General features: G+C 63.8%; 13 protein-coding genes. 3 read left to right on the forward strand and 10 right to left on the reverse strand.

The genetic code is table 11. From position 1 onward, the window contains the following. The 3 genes from PLN84_RS05005 to PLN84_RS05015 all read right to left on the reverse strand — a co-directional run. Window positions 1-1,184 (reverse strand): NFACT family protein (locus tag PLN84_RS05005; RefSeq protein ID WP_348531952.1); only part of this gene is annotated, 1,184 nt, incomplete at its 3' end. A gap of 482 nt (window positions 1,185-1,666) precedes the next feature. Next, window positions 1,667-2,770, reverse strand: coding sequence for an IS4 family transposase (locus PLN84_RS05010; protein WP_348531953.1), 1,104 nt, complete (start codon window positions 2,768-2,770; stop codon window positions 1,667-1,669). 308 nt (window positions 2,771-3,078) lie between these two features. Continuing rightward, entirely contained in the window at window positions 3,079-3,792 is a 714-nt protein-coding gene (locus tag PLN84_RS05015; protein ID WP_300033079.1) for a peptidylprolyl isomerase, read from the reverse strand. A 133-nt stretch (window positions 3,793-3,925) separates the two neighbouring features. Here PLN84_RS05015 and PLN84_RS05020 point away from each other — a divergent pair, with 133 nt between their 5' ends. Then, window positions 3,926-5,431 (forward strand): ATP-binding protein, encoded by a 1,506-nt coding sequence (locus PLN84_RS05020; protein WP_348531954.1) that lies wholly within the window; start codon window positions 3,926-3,928, stop codon window positions 5,429-5,431. A gap of 43 nt (window positions 5,432-5,474) precedes the next feature. Further along, window positions 5,475-6,005, forward strand: coding sequence for a class IV adenylate cyclase (gene cyaB / locus PLN84_RS05025; protein WP_348531955.1), 531 nt, complete (start codon window positions 5,475-5,477; stop codon window positions 6,003-6,005). Here the strand turns inward: cyaB and PLN84_RS05030 are convergent. Beyond that, window positions 5,992-6,633: a metallophosphoesterase gene (locus PLN84_RS05030; protein ID WP_348531956.1), complete on the reverse strand. Its 642-nt coding sequence runs from the start codon at window positions 6,631-6,633 to the stop codon at window positions 5,992-5,994. The two genes, cyaB and PLN84_RS05030, sit on opposite strands and share 14 nt — an antisense overlap. A gap of 3 nt (window positions 6,634-6,636) precedes the next feature. Then, window positions 6,637-7,746, reverse strand: a complete 1,110-nt coding sequence (locus PLN84_RS05035) for a TIGR04013 family B12-binding domain/radical SAM domain-containing protein (RefSeq protein WP_292385423.1) — start codon at window positions 7,744-7,746, stop codon at window positions 6,637-6,639. Between the two features lie 363 nt (window positions 7,747-8,109). Between PLN84_RS05035 and PLN84_RS05040 the strand changes: the two genes are divergently transcribed. After that, window positions 8,110-9,567, forward strand: coding sequence for a catalase (locus PLN84_RS05040; RefSeq protein ID WP_348531957.1), 1,458 nt, complete (start codon window positions 8,110-8,112; stop codon window positions 9,565-9,567). A 24-nt stretch (window positions 9,568-9,591) separates the two neighbouring features. On the opposite strand, the gene PLN84_RS05045 is transcribed toward PLN84_RS05040, so the two are convergent. The 5 genes from PLN84_RS05045 to PLN84_RS05065 form a co-directional block, all read right to left on the reverse strand. Beyond that, on the reverse strand, window positions 9,592-10,773 hold the full coding sequence (locus PLN84_RS05045; protein ID WP_292558670.1) for a radical SAM protein: 1,182 nt from the start codon (window positions 10,771-10,773) through the stop codon (window positions 9,592-9,594). After that, window positions 10,770-11,258: an AsnC family transcriptional regulator gene (locus tag PLN84_RS05050; protein WP_292385426.1), complete on the reverse strand. Its 489-nt coding sequence runs from the start codon at window positions 11,256-11,258 to the stop codon at window positions 10,770-10,772. The genes PLN84_RS05045 and PLN84_RS05050 overlap by 4 nt, the downstream gene beginning before the upstream one ends. Continuing rightward, window positions 11,245-12,819: a radical SAM protein gene (locus tag PLN84_RS05055; protein ID WP_292385427.1), complete on the reverse strand. Its 1,575-nt coding sequence runs from the start codon at window positions 12,817-12,819 to the stop codon at window positions 11,245-11,247. The genes PLN84_RS05050 and PLN84_RS05055 overlap by 14 nt, the downstream gene beginning before the upstream one ends. A 798-nt stretch (window positions 12,820-13,617) precedes the next feature. Next, complete coding sequence (locus PLN84_RS05060; protein WP_292385428.1) at window positions 13,618-14,490, reverse strand: nitroreductase family protein; 873 nt, start codon at window positions 14,488-14,490, stop codon at window positions 13,618-13,620. Next, window positions 14,491-15,066, reverse strand: coding sequence for a flavin reductase family protein (locus PLN84_RS05065; RefSeq protein WP_292385429.1), 576 nt, complete (start codon window positions 15,064-15,066; stop codon window positions 14,491-14,493). It abuts the gene before it with no gap. Between the last annotated feature and the right edge of the window lie 131 nt (window positions 15,067-15,197).

The following is a 15,197-nucleotide window of genomic DNA, read 5'->3' on the forward strand; positions in this document are numbered from 1 at the left end:
TTGATCTGGTCGTAGTAGCGGCCGAGGTTCTGCTCGATCGTCTCGTGGACGTAGATCTTCACCCGCTCGCCCGAAAGGTCGAGTTCCACCGCCGCCTCGGCAGGGTGGACCGCCCGGACCATCTTCGCCGCCGGGTTATCGCCGTTGGATCTGAGGATCTGCTCGATCTCCTGCCACGAGCGCTCTTTACTCGCGTCATCGAGCGTCGTTATGATTCCGGCAACAGCAGTGTAGTTCTCGTAGATCACCTCTACGACCCGCTGGTAGCGCTCGACCTTCTTCTCAAACCCCTTGATCGCCTCCGCCTGGCGCCGGCGGATCACCTCCGCCTGGGAGAGGCGGGGTTTCTCGGTGGCTGCGGCCTCCTTCTCCCCCGCGACCTCCGGGTAGAAGGCATCCAGAGCCTCGCTGAAGGTCGCAAACCGCTCGCGAACCTCCTCGCCGGCAAGCACCACCGGCCAGCACCCGGACGGCGTTATTACCGGATCGCTCCGCCCAGAGACCGCGGCCATCAACCGTTCAAATGCCTCCCGGACCGCCGCCGCGTCCACCTCGGCGGCCGCGGCGCTCTTCTCGACACCCGCGATCCGGCAGACCTCTTCGGCGTACGCCCCGCCGAGCATGCACCCGACCGCGAGCGTCCGGACGATGTCGCGGTCGGACCCATCAAGCATCCCCTGGAACGCTTCCGGGGAGAGAGACGAGCAGTCGGCCCCCTCAAAGGCGTAGACGGCGCCGGGGACCACCTCCCGGGTCTTGAACCGGTGGTGCCAGAGGGGTTTGATGATCGTGTAACGTTCGTCGCAGAGGATCGCGTTCCCCTCGTCGAAGAGCTCGAAGATGAGATGGTAGGTCGTATCCCGCTTCCCGACGTCGATGCTCATGGTGCGCTCAAGCCCGAGCTGGCGGATGCCGAGCACCTTCCCGCCCTCGAGGTGCTTTCTGAGCAGCATCGCAAAACTCGGCGGGTTCTTCGGGGGTGTGGGGAACTCCGCAGTGAAGTGGGCGCGCCGTCCGGTCTCGATGAGCAACAGGTATTTTGCCCGGTCCTCCCCGTTTAGCCTGATACCGAGGGTCTTTGCGTCGAACTGGTAGATCTTGCCGACCCAGAGCGGGAGGCGATCGGCAGACTCCGCCACCAGCGCCCGAAGATCGACCCCGCTCATTCCCTGTAATGTTGCCATTGGTTCCAGAATACATTCGGCCCGGTACCTAAAGAAGGGTACGGGCAAGCGGCACAGGATCCGGATTAGATGGAGATCGGGCAGATGGATGCGCTGTGTCCTGGGGGAATAGAAAGGGATCGACGACTTCGGGGATTTTGTAACTCTTTGAGATCCTTAAGCGGATCACATTGCTGATGTCGGTCGCATGTCACTGTCTACGGATTTCAGGTGGATATCACCACGCGGGGGGTGGGGACAGGGGAGGGGGGTCTCCCCCATATGCGCTAACCTAACCTACCGGTACCGCCAATCCCTGTTGATACTGGTACGCTGCGAACACCTGACGAGTTCTCTTTCTCTTCCTCTCTGCAAGTTGTTTTGCAATGAGATGCCAGCGTTCGAGACATTTTTTCAGCGACAGAATCGGATTTACTGCACATCGCAGCAAGTGAACTGCAAACGACGTCTCTCGCCACAGGTTGGTTTGTTCGGGATCTTCCTCATCCCCGGGCATGGAGGGGGTATCCCCAGGGGGAAAAAAAACGTCCCTCGTCGACGATTGCCGTCGTAAGAAGGGCCACAACCATCTTCCCGTGTAACCACGCTTTTGCGCTGACCGGATCCGTTTTTGGGAGATGTCCCAGACCCAATAGTGATTTTAATCGTTTGAATGCTAATTCCACTTGCCATCGCATCCGATACAACGACAGGACTTCTTCCGCAGTGACCACATCCCTCGTGAGCGAGGTGACAACAAAGACGTACTCGTGTAACTCAAGTGTTTCCTCACTGATTGGCCTTTGTTTTTTGATCTGACTCTGAATAACCGCTTTCTTTGAACGCTCTGCAGCTTCAGGAGATTTCTTTATCACACATAGGCGAACGGGCTTTCGTTGGTTCTCCGAAAACCCATAGAAGACATCAAAATCACCAAGCTCTCCATAATCCAAGGTACGAAACTGCTCTAACACATCAAACTCTTCATGCTCATTTTTCATCAATTTAAACGCCTTATTTCTGAGCCTGACCAGAAAATCTCCCTCATGGTCGAGAACATACGTTATCCCGGTAATCGTCCCATAGCCCCGGTCACCGACCAGGAGATCTCCGTTGCGAACCGGAAAATTGCGGAAGGATTCTCCCACGGTTGGGTCGGTAATGTGAAAATGGTCGCACGAAAGGCCAAATAACTCAATGCTGTAATGTAATCGCCAGTCAGACCCGGTACTGCCGGGTTCGGTGATGACACTCGCATCGACAAGACGGACAGTGAAGTCCTGCAACCACTGCGGTTTGTGAACAGCCCCATGAACCTGGTCTGCAAGATGGATCGAGAGCCATCGCAGCCATTCCGAACTGGCCCGAAGACGCTTCAAGAGAGCAACATCGGAAATATCCACTAATCCAGCTTCTTTTGCCCGTACGACAGTTTCTCGCATCGAACAACCGTCGGCTAAGTGAATGAGAAGGACACGCAGCAACACGTCTGCAGAGACAATTTTACGCCGGCGGGTTAGGGCGCCAAGTTCTTGGGCTTTGTCTTCCCAACCCTCAGGCAGAAATTGTAACAGAAACTTCCAGTTCTCATCGAATGCTATTTCCATGCCCAGTCCGCTCTCCCGTTCCCTGATTACAAGGTACTAGTGCACCGGCCACAGTAAAATACATGTCGATAAAGTTAGCGCATATGGGGGTCTCCCCCCTCCCCTGAAACCCCTCCCCAGACGCGATATCCACCACGGTCCAGTTTACGGGGCTTTGTCCTCACTTTCAACTACGTCGCCGTAAAGCAGACTCACGGTGCTCAAATCCCCGTCTTTCCCACCACCAGTTACAGCAAATGTCCAGATGAGGAAAAACCTTAGGGTAAAACTACTCTTCAAAAAAAAGCAAAAAGTCAGAGCGGAGGAGGTTACTCCTCAGACTCTTCCGTCTCTTCGATCTCGGGCGCAGTCTCCGGCGTGGCCGGGCGCGAGATCGTCTCCTTCATGACGACGTCTTTGACATCGGGGTAGTTCTCGAAGATCTCGCGGACGAGGGTGCCCCGCCAGACCATCCAGCGCCGGTCATATGTGATCGCGGGCGGAAGCGTCAGTTCGGCCACGCCGTCGGCGATGCTGATCCCGATGTCGGTTCGGCCCGAGAAGAGCTTGATGAGACCCTTGATCTGCTCTATCGGGTCCTCGACCTTCTCCAGGATCGAGTAGGAGTAGGTCAGGGTCTGGCCAGCAAGCGGATGGTTGAAGTCGACGACCGCGCGCTTTCCGATGACGTCGATGACGACGCCCTCGCGGCCCTCAACCTCGATCCGCGTTCCGCGCTTCGGCTTCTCGCGGAACTGCGAGGTCGGGACGGACTTCATGCCGTCTTCCTCGTGCGGCCCGAACGCCTTCTCGGGCGGGATATCAACCTGGCCCTCGGCGCCGACTTCCTTCCCGATCAGCTCGTCCTCAAGGCCGATGATGACGTGGTGGCTCCCCAGGCGGACGGTGACAGGACCGTACTCCGCCCGCGGGTTGTAGATCCCCTCTTCCTTTGCGCTCTCCTCATCCGTGGTATCGAAGATATTCTCACCGGCGCGGCCGGTGTATCTGAGCCTGATAAAATCTCCTTCCTGAAGTGCCATTCCATTCACCTTGAATAGCAGCTGCGTTATCGGGCCGATACGGGACGCGTACAGGCCCGCCGCATACCTGCGTCTCGTTGTCCCACTTTATTTGGATGGAATGGTATTTATCTTGCGGGGGTGAGGAAGGGGAATGGGACCGGACAGGATCATAGACGAGGGAGAGCAGCAGGCGGAGAGTGTCTCGTACGCCCCCTCTCCCCCTGGAGAGTTCTGCGGCAGAGAGAAGGAGCGAGAGAGACTCTCGGCCATCCTCTCGCGGGCAACAGAGCACGGGCAGGCGGTGATGATCTCCGGCCCCCCCGGCATCGGGAAGAGTTCGCTCCTGAACCGGCTCGCCTACGAGGTGCAGGAGAACCCCGCCGGGGGCGAGGCGCCCGTCCTCAGGGGTGAGGTCTTCGACCTCCCGGGGATGATCTTCTCGGTCTTCCGCGACCTGTTGAAGGACCTGCGAGGGCACGCCGCTTCCGCGAGATTCGGGGAGATCCTCGGTACCGAGGGGATGAAGGAGGCAGTCCGGTATGCCGACGACGTGCTGGAGAAGTATGCCGCCCCGGTGGAGCCGGTGGGCCTGCTCTCCAAGACCGGCGAGGAGATTATCGGCATCTTCGCCCGGTCGCCTGAGGTCGGGTACGACCGGGTGCGCCAGGCGTTCGAGGAGCTGCTCCGGGAACTCGGGGGACTGATGGCCGGGACCGGTCGGGCCGCGGCAGTCCTGCTCGACGACGTTCATCTCGCCTCGAGCCTCGACCGGCGCCTCCTCCTGGACACCGTCCGCGATCTTCCGCCCGGCATCCTCCTTGCCTTCACCTGCCGGACGGGGGATGCGGCCGGCCCGGGGAAGGAGGAGATCCAGGGTCTTGAGATCCCCGAAGTGCCGCTATCAGGGATGCAGCCCCACGAGATCCGGGAACTGGCGGAGAGGCGGTTTGACCTCTCCATCGATGACGCAGCAGCAGCCGCCCTCCTCGAGGAGACCGGGGGCGACCCGTTCAGCCTCATGGCCTGCTTCAACGCCCTGCGCCACCGCGGCATTACACCCTCTAAAGAAACGATCGCAGACGTGCTTGCCGGGGCAGAAGACCCGGCAGGGCTTGCCCTCGCCACGCTCCCCGGGCCAGAGGGGGCATGGGCGGAGGGGCTCTCTGTCTTAAACCCCCCGTTCCCGGTGCCGGTCATGGGCTGCATGCTCGACATCCCGGGGACGAGTGTGACGGACCGGCTGCAGGGGAGCAGCATATTCCGGAGGCTCCCCGGCGGCGAATACGCCTTCGCGCACCCCCTCCTCCAGGAGCACTGCAGGCGCGAACTCATCCCGGGTGCACGGGTAGCGCTCAATGCCCGTGCGGCAGACTGCTTCGAGCGTTCCATGCACCGCCTCTCCGGCAGGCTGCACGTCCTCCTCTCGCTTGCCTGCCACTACTTCCACGCGCGGGAGTACGGAAAGGCGGCGGACCTGAACCTGGAGCTGGGGCTCCGGTTCCATCACCGCGAGGATCACGACACGGCTCTGGTGATGACAGAGCGGGCGATCGTCTCTGCGGAGCATCTCGGGGACGGTGCTCTCCTTGCCGCCGCACGGAACCAGAGAGACCTTGTCCGGCAGGCGATCACCGGCCCGGTCCGGCCCGTGCAGTGAGGGTTTATCATGCTTCCGAAAGAGACGATCTGACGCGACTGTCATGCTCGAAGTAGAAGCGAAGTTTGCGGTCCCTGATACCTCCCGCATCAGGGCCCGGCTCAACCGGCAGGGAGTGCGGATGACGAGGAGGCAGCAGGAGCGCGACGTCTACTACAACGCCCCCCACCGTGATTTCGGAGAGACTGACGAGGCATTACGGGTCAGGTACGACGATACCGGGGTCACCGTGACCTACAAAGCCCCCAAGATCCGGGTAGGGAGCGCAAAGGCCCGCGAGGAGTTCAACCTCGCGGTGGCCTCGGGAGAGACCCTTGAAGAGATCCTCTCCCGCCTCGGTTTCCGGCGGGCCGCCACGGTCTCAAAGGTGCGGGAGTTCTACGAGAAGGGGGAGGTGACAGTGACGCTCGACGACGTCGAGGGTCTCGGGACGTTCATCGAGATCGAGATCCTGACCGAAGTTGGTACAGAAGACGCTGCCGAACGGATAGGAGCGGTTGCAAAAGGGTTGGGTGTAGACGGTCCACCGATCTACACCTCGTATCTTGAGATGCTGTTATCTAAACAGCGATAAGGTCGATCTGAATCTCTTTTGGCTCCGTCCCAAAGTGGATGAGTGCGCCGTAGCCCTCTGATGCGGGCCCGGGGTTGACGACAGTGACGCCGTCGACCTCGGCGATCCCCCGTGCTTCGTGAATGTGAGCACAGCAGACCAGGTCGAACCGGGTCATGTGCTTTCGGATGCTCTGGCAGCCGACATGCTCCTCGCCGATGGAATCCAGGGCTCCGTAGGGCGGGGCGTGGCTGATCAGGACGTTGTGGATGTTCTTGTCCATGTGGTTGACGATCCGGGTGAGTTCACCATCAATCTCTTTCTCGGTAAGTTCAAACGGCGTGCCGAAAGGCGTCTGGTTCGAACCCCCAAGACCTGCGAGCGTTATCTTTCCGAGCGCTATCCAGGAGTTGTGCAGACAGACTGCATCTGAGCGTTCGAGCACGTCGACGATCTCACGGGGGTCACAGTTGCCGGGGATTGCAAAACACGGTACTTCGAAGTTGGAGAGTACCGAATCTACAGGCTCAAGTGGACCAAAGTTGGTGATGTCGCCTGCAATGATGACTGCATCGTAGTCGTAGCTGAGAAAAGCGTCAAGCTTTCCGTAGTTACCGTGCAGATCTGCTAAGAGTAGCACATCCGTCATGCTCTATAGATGAGGAGTGCGTCTAAAAAACCTTATCTCCTGATCCATCCAGGAGCCGGTTATCCTGCCGCCGAGCGCCAGTTTGCCAAGAACTTTCTGGGTTTCCGGAAGGAGCGGGCGAGGACGGCTGTTCCCGAGGGGGGTCCCGGGCAGCGGCATGAAGTAGTGGATGTGTGCCGTCCCCGCCCGGGTGACCTGGCGCACGAGGTCGAGCGTCGCGCGCTGGTCGTCGTCGCTCTCAAACGGCAGCCCCAGGATGAAATCGACGACCGGGACGAGCCCGTGCTCCCGGCAGATCTCGACGGCACGGATGACGTCCTCCACGGTATGCCCCCGGTGCAGGCGGCGGAGCACCCGGTCGCTCCCGGACTGGGCCCCGAAGTGCAGGCGGGTGTTGGCGCAGTGGTCGAGGATGAGTTCGACGGACTGCCGCGAGACGCACTCCGGGCGCACCTCGCCGGGGAAGGTGCCGAAGTAGATCCGCCCATCGAGGCTCTCGAGGAGCCGCTCCACGCGATCGAGCCGGAGGTGAACGCCGTCCGACCCGTAGGCGAACGCGTTCGGGGTGACGAACCGGATATCCCGGTGACGTGACGCATAGCGAGCGATCTCCTCGACGGAACGGTGGCGCATGCACCGCCCGAAGAGGCGGGGGGTCTGGCAGTATCCGCAGGAGAACGGGCACCCCCGGGTGATCTCGACGAACCCCTTGAGGTCCGAGAACGGCGGATAGCCGTCGAGGAGGACGGTATGCCGGGCAGGCGTGTAGCCGGCGGCGGTGGCGACCCCGGGCGGCGGGTCCCTCCCCTCTTCGATGGCAGAGAGAAGCGCCGGGAGGGTGTACTCGCCCTCCCCGACGACGACGTAGTCGGCGTACTCCGCCACCTCCCGGTAGCAGGCGGAGGGATGAGGACCTCCCGCGATCGTTATGCAGTCGGCTCCTGCGATCTCGTCACGATAGAAGCGTTCGTTGATGGAGTTCAGGCTGTAGACGGTGACGTCGCGCTGCGGCGCATCGGTTATCTCGAAGTGGTACCCGGAGCCTTCGCACGCCGCGGATAAGACGGCGAGGGTGTTGTTCGCCTGGGGTATGGCTCGCCAGTTGACGTTCATGGGTGTAGCGGACGACCGTCGAGCGATCGGCGTCGGCAGGAGCTGCCCCTTTCTCGATCGTTCAGCGGAAACGAGAGGGTTTTTCAGTATACCATCTCTTCAAGGATGAAGATTAATGTGACGCCGTTGGCGGTAGAGTCAACTACCCCGCCTTTGCGGAGGGGGCATTCTGCCGCAAAGAGGTGAAACGAACCAGCCTGATGGTTCCTGAGGAGATCCGGAGACACCGGGCGTCTTACGGCCCGGACCTCCCGATCTCGGGTTGCAGACTGCCCCGACAGAATTAAATCTGCCTGAAGTAAGGTTACAGCAAACCACCAACCCTGCTCTACCCATAAACCACAGAGAAACGAGGCATAACGTATGGATGATAGGAAGAAACTGACCACCGCTGCCGGCGCACCCGTGCCGGAGAACCAGAACGCCATGACCGCCGGTCCACGCGGCCCCATGCTGATGCAGGACGTCTGGTACCAGGAGAAACTCGCCCACTTCAACCGGGAGGTGATCCCGGAGCGGCGGATGCACGCCAAGGGGTCCGGGGCGTTCGGAACGTTCACCGTCACCCACGACATCACCCGGTTCACGAAAGCGAAGATCTTCTCGGAAGTGGGCAAGAAGACCGAGGTCTTCGTGCGATTCTCGACCGTCGCCGGCGAACGCGGTGCGGCCGACGCGGAGCGCGACATCCGCGGCTTCGCCATCAAGTTCTACACCGAGGAAGGGAACTGGGACCTGGTCGGGAACAACACGCCCGTCTTCTTCATACGCGACCCCCACAAGTTCCCGGACCTCAACCGCGCCGTCAAGCGCGACCCGAAGACGAACATGCGGTCGGCAAAGAACAACTGGGACTTCTGGACCTCCCTTCCCGAGTCGTTGCACCAGGTGACCATCACCATGAGCGACCGCGGGATCCCCCTCTCCTACCGCCACATGCACGGCTTTGGAAGCCACACGTTCAGCATGATCAACGCGAAGAACGAGCGCGTCTGGGTCAAGTTCCACCTCCGGACCCAGCAGGGCATCAAGAACCTGACCGACGAGGAGGCCGCGGCAATCGTCGCGAAAGACCGCGAGAGCCACCAGCGCGACCTCCTCGAGAGCATCGAGCGGGGCGACTTCCCCCGCTGGACGATGTACATCCAGGTGATGACCGAGGAGCAGGCAAAGAAGATGCCTTACAACCCCTTCGATCTCACCAAGGTCTGGTACAAGGGGGAGTACCCACTGACCGAGGTGGGCGTGCTCGAACTGAACAGGAACCCCGAGAACTACTTCCAGGATGTGGAGCAGGCCGCGTTCAACCCCGCCGCCGTGGTGCCGGGGATCGGGATCTCGCCCGATAAGATGCTGCAGGGGCGCCTCTTTGCCTACGGGGACGCTCAGCGCTACCGCCTGGGCGTCAACCACCACCAGATCCCGGTCAACCGCTCGAAATGTGCCGCAAACCCCTCTCACCGCGACGGCCAGATGCGGGTGAACGGCAACGCCGGTTCCGCAGTCGGCTACGAGCCGAACAGTTTCGGCGAGTGGCAGGAGCAGCCCGAGTACCGGGAGCCGTATCTCGAGATCTCCGGCGCCGCGGGTGCCTGGAACTTCCGCGAGGACGACGACGACTACTACACCCAGCCGGGCAAACTCTTCCGCCTGATGAGCCCCGGCGAGCAGCAGGTCCTCTTTGAGAACACCGCTCGCGCCATGGGGGATGCGCCCGACTTCATCAAGGTCCGGCACATTGGTAACTGTCTGAAGGCCGACCCGGCCTACGGGAAGGGTGTCGCGGACGCGCTCGGCATCCCGCTCGACGGAGTGCAGTAGCGGCGGAGCCGCCACCCCTCTTTTTTACTCCTCGACGAAACAGAACGGGTCGGGGGCGGCGTGGTCCCCGGCGGCGGCATACGCCCGCACCCGGCAGCCGCCGCCGCAGAGGTCCCGGTAGCCGCACCGCCCGCACTTCCCCGAGAGGTCCCGCGGTGTCGCCCGGAACCGGGAGAGGACGGGGTTCTCCGCGTCCTGCCAGATCCGGGAGAACGGCCGTTCCCGGACGTTGCCGACGCGGAACTCCGGCGACCGGGCGAACTGGCAGGGATAAACGTTCCCCCGGGGGTCGACGTTCGCCACCCGCGTACCCGCGCTGCACCCGCCGTTCAGGGACCGGACGAGCGCCTCGGCCTCGCGGACGTCGGGAGACCCGTCCCGCTCCATGGCCCGGAGGAGGTGGACGCAGTCCTGCGGGGCGTCGACGGTCAGGAACTCCATGGCGCCGGGATTGATCTCCCTGGCCCTCCGGTAGAGGAGGGTGAGCGCCCCGTCCACCTCCTCCGGCCCTACCTGGAGCCGGTCGTAGACCTCGCCCCCCCGCCCGCTGGGGACGAGCCAGTAGAGGCAGAACCGGGAGGCGCCTTCGGCCACCGCGAGGTCGATCAGGGCCGCGAGCTCGCCATAATTCTCCTTTGTCAGGGTGACCCGGAGGCCGGTCCGGATGCCGGCCTCCCGGCACCGGGCAAACCCCTCCGTCGCCCGCTCGAACGCTCCCGCGGTCCCCCGGAAGGCGTCGTGGGTCTCCGGGGACGCACCGTCGAGCGATATCCCGACGTAGCCGATCCCCGCATCCCGGATCATCCGGGCGGCGCCGGGGGTGATCAGGGTGCCGTTCGTGCTGAGCGCGGTCCGGATCCCGCGCTCGCCCGCCGCACGCGCGAGCTCCGGCAGGTCCTCGCGGAGGAGGGGTTCGCCGCCGGAGAGAAGGATGAGCGGCACGCCCATTTCGGCGAAGTCATCGATGAGCGCGAGCGCCTCGGCGGTCGAGAGCTCGCCCTCCGTCCGCGAGTCCGGTCCGGACCTGCCGTAACAGTGGGCACAGGCCAGGTTGCACCGGTCGGTGAGGTTCCAGAAGACGACCGGCCGGTATTCCCGCACGAACGCGAGGTACTTCCCCGGCACTTCTGTAAGCAGCCTATCCCGGTGGCGGGCGACGCTGCTGACCGTTCCCCGCCCGTGCATGCATTGTGTAATCCTGTTCATTGCAGATCTCCTCCATTCTCGCCGATACGCACGTTCGGCACCCTCTTGTACTCCTTGGTGCTGAAGAGCACGATATACTCCCGGCACCCGACCGTCCGCGCAATCTCCTCGACCGCAGAGCGCACCTCCTCCCGGCTCCTGCCGTGGTGGACGGTGTAGAGGGTATACTCCCATCTCCCCGGCACCGGCCGGCGCAGGTAGCAGTGGGAGACCCCCGGCGAGGAGGCGAGGAGGGAGAGCGCCTCCTCGTCCCACTCCACCGGCGGCCGCCATGCGACGAGGGCGTTTGCCGTGATGCCGACGAGCCGCTGGTTGATCCGGGCCCGGATCTTCCGGATAACCCCATCGTCGCGGAGGCGTTGCGCCCGGCGGAGCACCTCTGCCTCAGGTATGCCGAGCCGCCTTCCGATCCCGGCAAACGGTTCGCTGACTGCCGGGACTCCTTTCTCCAGTTCTGCAAGAAGGCGGACGTCAATCGGGTCCACGGGTCACCTCCTCCCCGGAGAGGGGAAAGCGGACATCGATCTTGTATGCCCGGACGGTGGGCAGGTCGAGCGCGTCCTCTTCGGGGATGCCGGCCCGGCAGAGGATCTCCGCAAGCACCTCGCTGAGCCGCTCCTCTGTCGGGGCGGCAAGGGTGAACCAGAGGGTGTAGGGATGGTCCCGCCGGAAGTTGTGCGAGACCTCCGGGTAGCCGCTGACGATCTCCGCCACCTCCCGCACCCGGTCCTCCGGGACGCGGAGGGCGATCAGGGACGCGGCGGCAAGCCCGAACCTCCGTGACTCAAAGACCGGCGAGACGTTGCGGAGGATGCCTGAGGCCTGAAGCCGCAGCATCCTCGCGAGGAGGTCGTCTTCCGCGATCCCGACTCTCGCCGCGATAGCGGCCCACGGCCGGGGCACCAGGGGTAGGTCGTCCTGGAGGGCATCGAGGATTGCGAGATCGGTCCGGTCGATGCCGCCGGGCTCGTAGGGGCACCACGGGTCCTCGCGCGAGACCTCCCCGCAGGGGTTGTCGGGCCGCATGAGGCCGTCACACCACCGGGCAGGAACGGCATCGGCCCCGCGGTAGGCCCGTGCCCGGCACCCGCCGCAGACTGCCCTGTAGCCGCACCGGCCGCACTTCCCGGTGAGCCGTTGGGGGTCACGGAGGACGTCAAAGAGTACCGAATGGTTCCAGATCCCGGCAAACGTCGTGGTGCGGAGGTTGCCCGCGCTCACCGGCAGGTAGGGGCAGGGCGTCACCTCCCCGGTCGCGTAGATCCGGCAGTAACTGATGCCGGCCATGCAGCCCCGGCTCCAGCCTGATGGTTCCTCGATCCCGGCCTCCTCTGCGATGCGGCGGAACTGGGGTGCGCACGTCGGCCGGACTCGAAGATCGCTCTCCCGGTACCGGAGGAGGATGTCCCGGATCAGGTCCTCGTACTCGCGGGGACCGCCCTGGCCGGGTTCGCGTCCCCTCCCGGTCTCCACGGGGAAGAAGATCTGGTAGTCGCGCACGCCGAGGGATTCCCCCAGGGCGAGCACCCCTTCCACGTCGGCGAGGACGGGGCGCATGACCGTCATGTTGATCCGGACGGCGAGCCCCGCTTCAAGGCAGTGCCCGATCGCCGCGACCGCCCGCTCCCAGACGCCGGGAACCCCGCGGAACGCGTCGTGGGTATCCGGATCCGCCGAGTCGAGGCTGATTGCCACCGACCGGACGCCCGACGCAGCGAGCCGTCTCGCCGTCTCAGCGTCAAGGAGATACCCGCTCGTGCCCATCGCCATCACGAGTCCCCGTTCGGTCCCGTACCGGGCGATCTCGAAGATATCTTCCCTGAGGAGGGGTTCTCCCCCGGAGAGGACGACGACGGGCCTTCCGACCGCGGCGATCTGGTCGATGACCGAGAACGCCTCTTCTGTCGAGAGGACTCCTTCTGCTTCGCTTTCGCCTGCATCCGCGTAGCAGTGGGCGCACTTCAGCGGGCAGCGGAGGGTGATGTTCCATGAGATCAGGGCGGGACCCGCCGTAGCGTTCGGGGATGGGCTCGTCGTGCGCGGCATTGCGCCCCCTTCTTGGCCGCCGTCGGCATCAATCTTTGGACGACCGCGAGACCTATTACCCCCGGGCACTCAACCCCGGCCCATGGCAAGGATCCTCGCGTTCAGCGATCTCGCCTGGGGGACGAGGGAGCGGGGTGCGCCCGGCGGCCGAAAGGTCGATGCCACCTCGTTCCTCCGCCGTGTCGGGGAGACGGACCCGGCAATCGTCGTCTTTGCCGGCGACGGTGCCTACGACCGGTGCTCGCGGTCGGGGCTCGACGAGACGGAACTCTTCCTCGGCCTTCTGTGGGAGATCGCAGCGGTGGGGAGGCACTGCGTCATCGTCGAGGGGAACAACGACGACACGATGGGCACCTACGGCCGCGTCCGGGAAGCGGCGGAGGAGAGCCCCCGTATCCACGAGATCTCGGGGAAGGCGGAGACCGTCCAGGGCATCCGCTTCCTCGGCGTCCCCACCGGGAAGGAGAAGAGGATGGCCGGCCAGGCCGAAGAGACGGTCGATATCGTGGTGGCCCACGCCCCTCTCGCGAACCGGGTCTGGCTCTTTGACCTCCCGGCGGCGTGCATCGTCACCGGCCACTACGGGATGATGGCGGGCGTCGTCGCCGGGAAGGTGTATGTCGCCCTCGACTGCTCCCCGTCCTCGTATGCGGCGATCGAGTGGGAGCAGGGGTGGCGGCGGGTCGAGTATGTTGCCGGGGCGTGCCGGGTTGAGATGCGCCCGGAGGAGGGGATCACCGCGACCGGATGCGACCCGGCGCTCCTCCGGGACCTGACGGAGGGGCGGGGAACGCTCCCCTACCGCGAGGAGGTCGAGGCACTCCGGCGGACAAAGAAAGAGATCTCCATCCATGGCCGGGAGGAGGTCACCCGGCGCCTGCTCGCGATGGGGATCAGGAAGACGCACATCGAGCGGTACCTCGGAGGGCAGCGGAAGAGGGACCGCCCTGCGGGGATGCCGAGTTCCTCCTGGAGCGGCCCGTAGGATGCCGCGGCCATCGAGACGAACCCGGCCCAGCAGGTGCCGATGCCGAACGCCGGGGCAGTGACGTCGAAGTGCGTCATCGCGATGATCGCGTCCACGGACGCGACCGGGTTCCCTTCGGGGATATGGGCGACGAGGAGGTGCGGAGCGCCGCGGCAGATGACGTCGTTGCCCACCTCCCACGCACGGATGAGCCCCGGCACGTGGCCGCTCATCGGGTGGCGGCTCTCGACCAGGGTCTTCATCCAGTCGACTGTCAGGGCGGCAATCTTCCGGACCTTCGCCGGGTCGTGGACGACGATCCACTGCACCGGCTGCCCGTTCCCTCCCGACGGCGCATACCGGACGACGTCGAGGACCGCGAGGATCGTCTCCCGGGGGACGGGCTCGTCCGTGTAGCGGCGCACCGACCGGCGCTTCTGGAGGTAGACGCCAAGGTCGCCGGGCGAGAGCGTCCCCGCACCGGCCGGGACGTCCGCCTTCTCCTCCGGCCTGACGTTCAGGGTAAGCGCCTGCGTAGGGCAGAAGGCCTCGCAGTGGCCGCAGGCGATGCACATCCCGGCCTTCTCCTCCGGGACCCCGGGGAGGGGGTCTTCGTCCGCGGCACCGACGATTGCCGAAGGGCAGACGGTCGAGCAGGTCCCGCAGCGGGTGCAGAGGGCCTCGTCGACAAGCGTGGTCTCCATTCAGGCCCCCGGAGCCTGCCGCATCAGGCTTTTCCCGGCACTCCAGGCGTCGCCGGCGTGCTCCCCAAGCCGGTGGTAGCGGTTGTCGGGCATGGTCAGGAGGAGCGGGTCGATCGCCGCGTAGTCCGGCTTCCCGTCCCGGAGCACCCCTTCGTCCGCATATGCCCCCACGATCTCGCCGATGAAGACCGTGTGGGTCGGGAGCAGGACCGTCTCGACGAGCCGGCACTCGAGGTTGACCGGGCACTCCCGGATCATCGGTGCGGTCTTGAGCGTCCCGTAGAAGACGTCAAAGACGGTCGACTTGTCGACCGATTTCCCCGATACCAGCCCACAGTAATCGGTCTTCTCCAGCAGGGCCGAGGAGGGGAGGTTCACCGAGAAGGTCTCCGTCCCGGCGATGCCTCTGGGCGTGTGGTGGGCGTTCGCGATCCCGCAGAGGATCATCGGCGGGTTGCCGTTCGCCCGCGAGCACCAGCCCACGGCCATGAAGTTCGCCCTTCCGTTCACCTGCGTCCCGACGAGCACGACCGGCATCGGGATGAAGAAGTTCTTTCCAATCTCGCTCTTTTCCATCGTTACACCTCACTCCCGGCAGGATGCCGGGCGCGTCAGCAGAGATAGTCCTTTCGCCTCAGGCATTACGGACCACCAGGATAAATACTCCATAAGAGGAGATATAGGGAATACAGGCACTCCTGTAACTT

The sequence above is a fragment of the Methanoculleus sp. genome (genome assembly GCF_035363275.1).
Taxonomy (GTDB): Archaea; Halobacteriota; Methanomicrobia; order Methanomicrobiales; family Methanoculleaceae; genus Methanoculleus.

What these genes read in the sequence shown, in the direction of transcription:
- PLN84_RS05020 (WP_348531954.1), top strand. Translation starts at nt 3,926, where the DNA reads ATGGGACCGGACAGGATCATAGACGAGGGAGAGCAGCAGGCGGAGAGT.
- PLN84_RS05065 (WP_292385429.1), bottom strand. Translation starts at nt 15,066, where the DNA reads ATGGAAAAGAGCGAGATTGGAAAGAACTTCTTCATCCCGATGCCGGTC.
- cyaB (WP_348531955.1), top strand. Translation starts at nt 5,475, where the DNA reads ATGCTCGAAGTAGAAGCGAAGTTTGCGGTCCCTGATACCTCCCGCATC.
- PLN84_RS05035 (WP_292385423.1), bottom strand. Translation starts at nt 7,746, where the DNA reads ATGAACGTCAACTGGCGAGCCATACCCCAGGCGAACAACACCCTCGCC.
- PLN84_RS05010 (WP_348531953.1), bottom strand. Translation starts at nt 2,770, where the DNA reads ATGGAAATAGCATTCGATGAGAACTGGAAGTTTCTGTTACAATTTCTG.
- PLN84_RS05045 (WP_292558670.1), bottom strand. Translation starts at nt 10,773, where the DNA reads ATGAACAGGATTACACAATGCATGCACGGGCGGGGAACGGTCAGCAGC.
- PLN84_RS05030 (WP_348531956.1), bottom strand. Translation starts at nt 6,633, where the DNA reads ATGACGGATGTGCTACTCTTAGCAGATCTGCACGGTAACTACGGAAAG.
- PLN84_RS05055 (WP_292385427.1), bottom strand. Translation starts at nt 12,819, where the DNA reads ATGCCGCGCACGACGAGCCCATCCCCGAACGCTACGGCGGGTCCCGCC.
- PLN84_RS05040 (WP_348531957.1), top strand. Translation starts at nt 8,110, where the DNA reads ATGGATGATAGGAAGAAACTGACCACCGCTGCCGGCGCACCCGTGCCG.
- PLN84_RS05015 (WP_300033079.1), bottom strand. Translation starts at nt 3,792, where the DNA reads ATGGCACTTCAGGAAGGAGATTTTATCAGGCTCAGATACACCGGCCGC.
- PLN84_RS05060 (WP_292385428.1), bottom strand. Translation starts at nt 14,490, where the DNA reads ATGGAGACCACGCTTGTCGACGAGGCCCTCTGCACCCGCTGCGGGACC.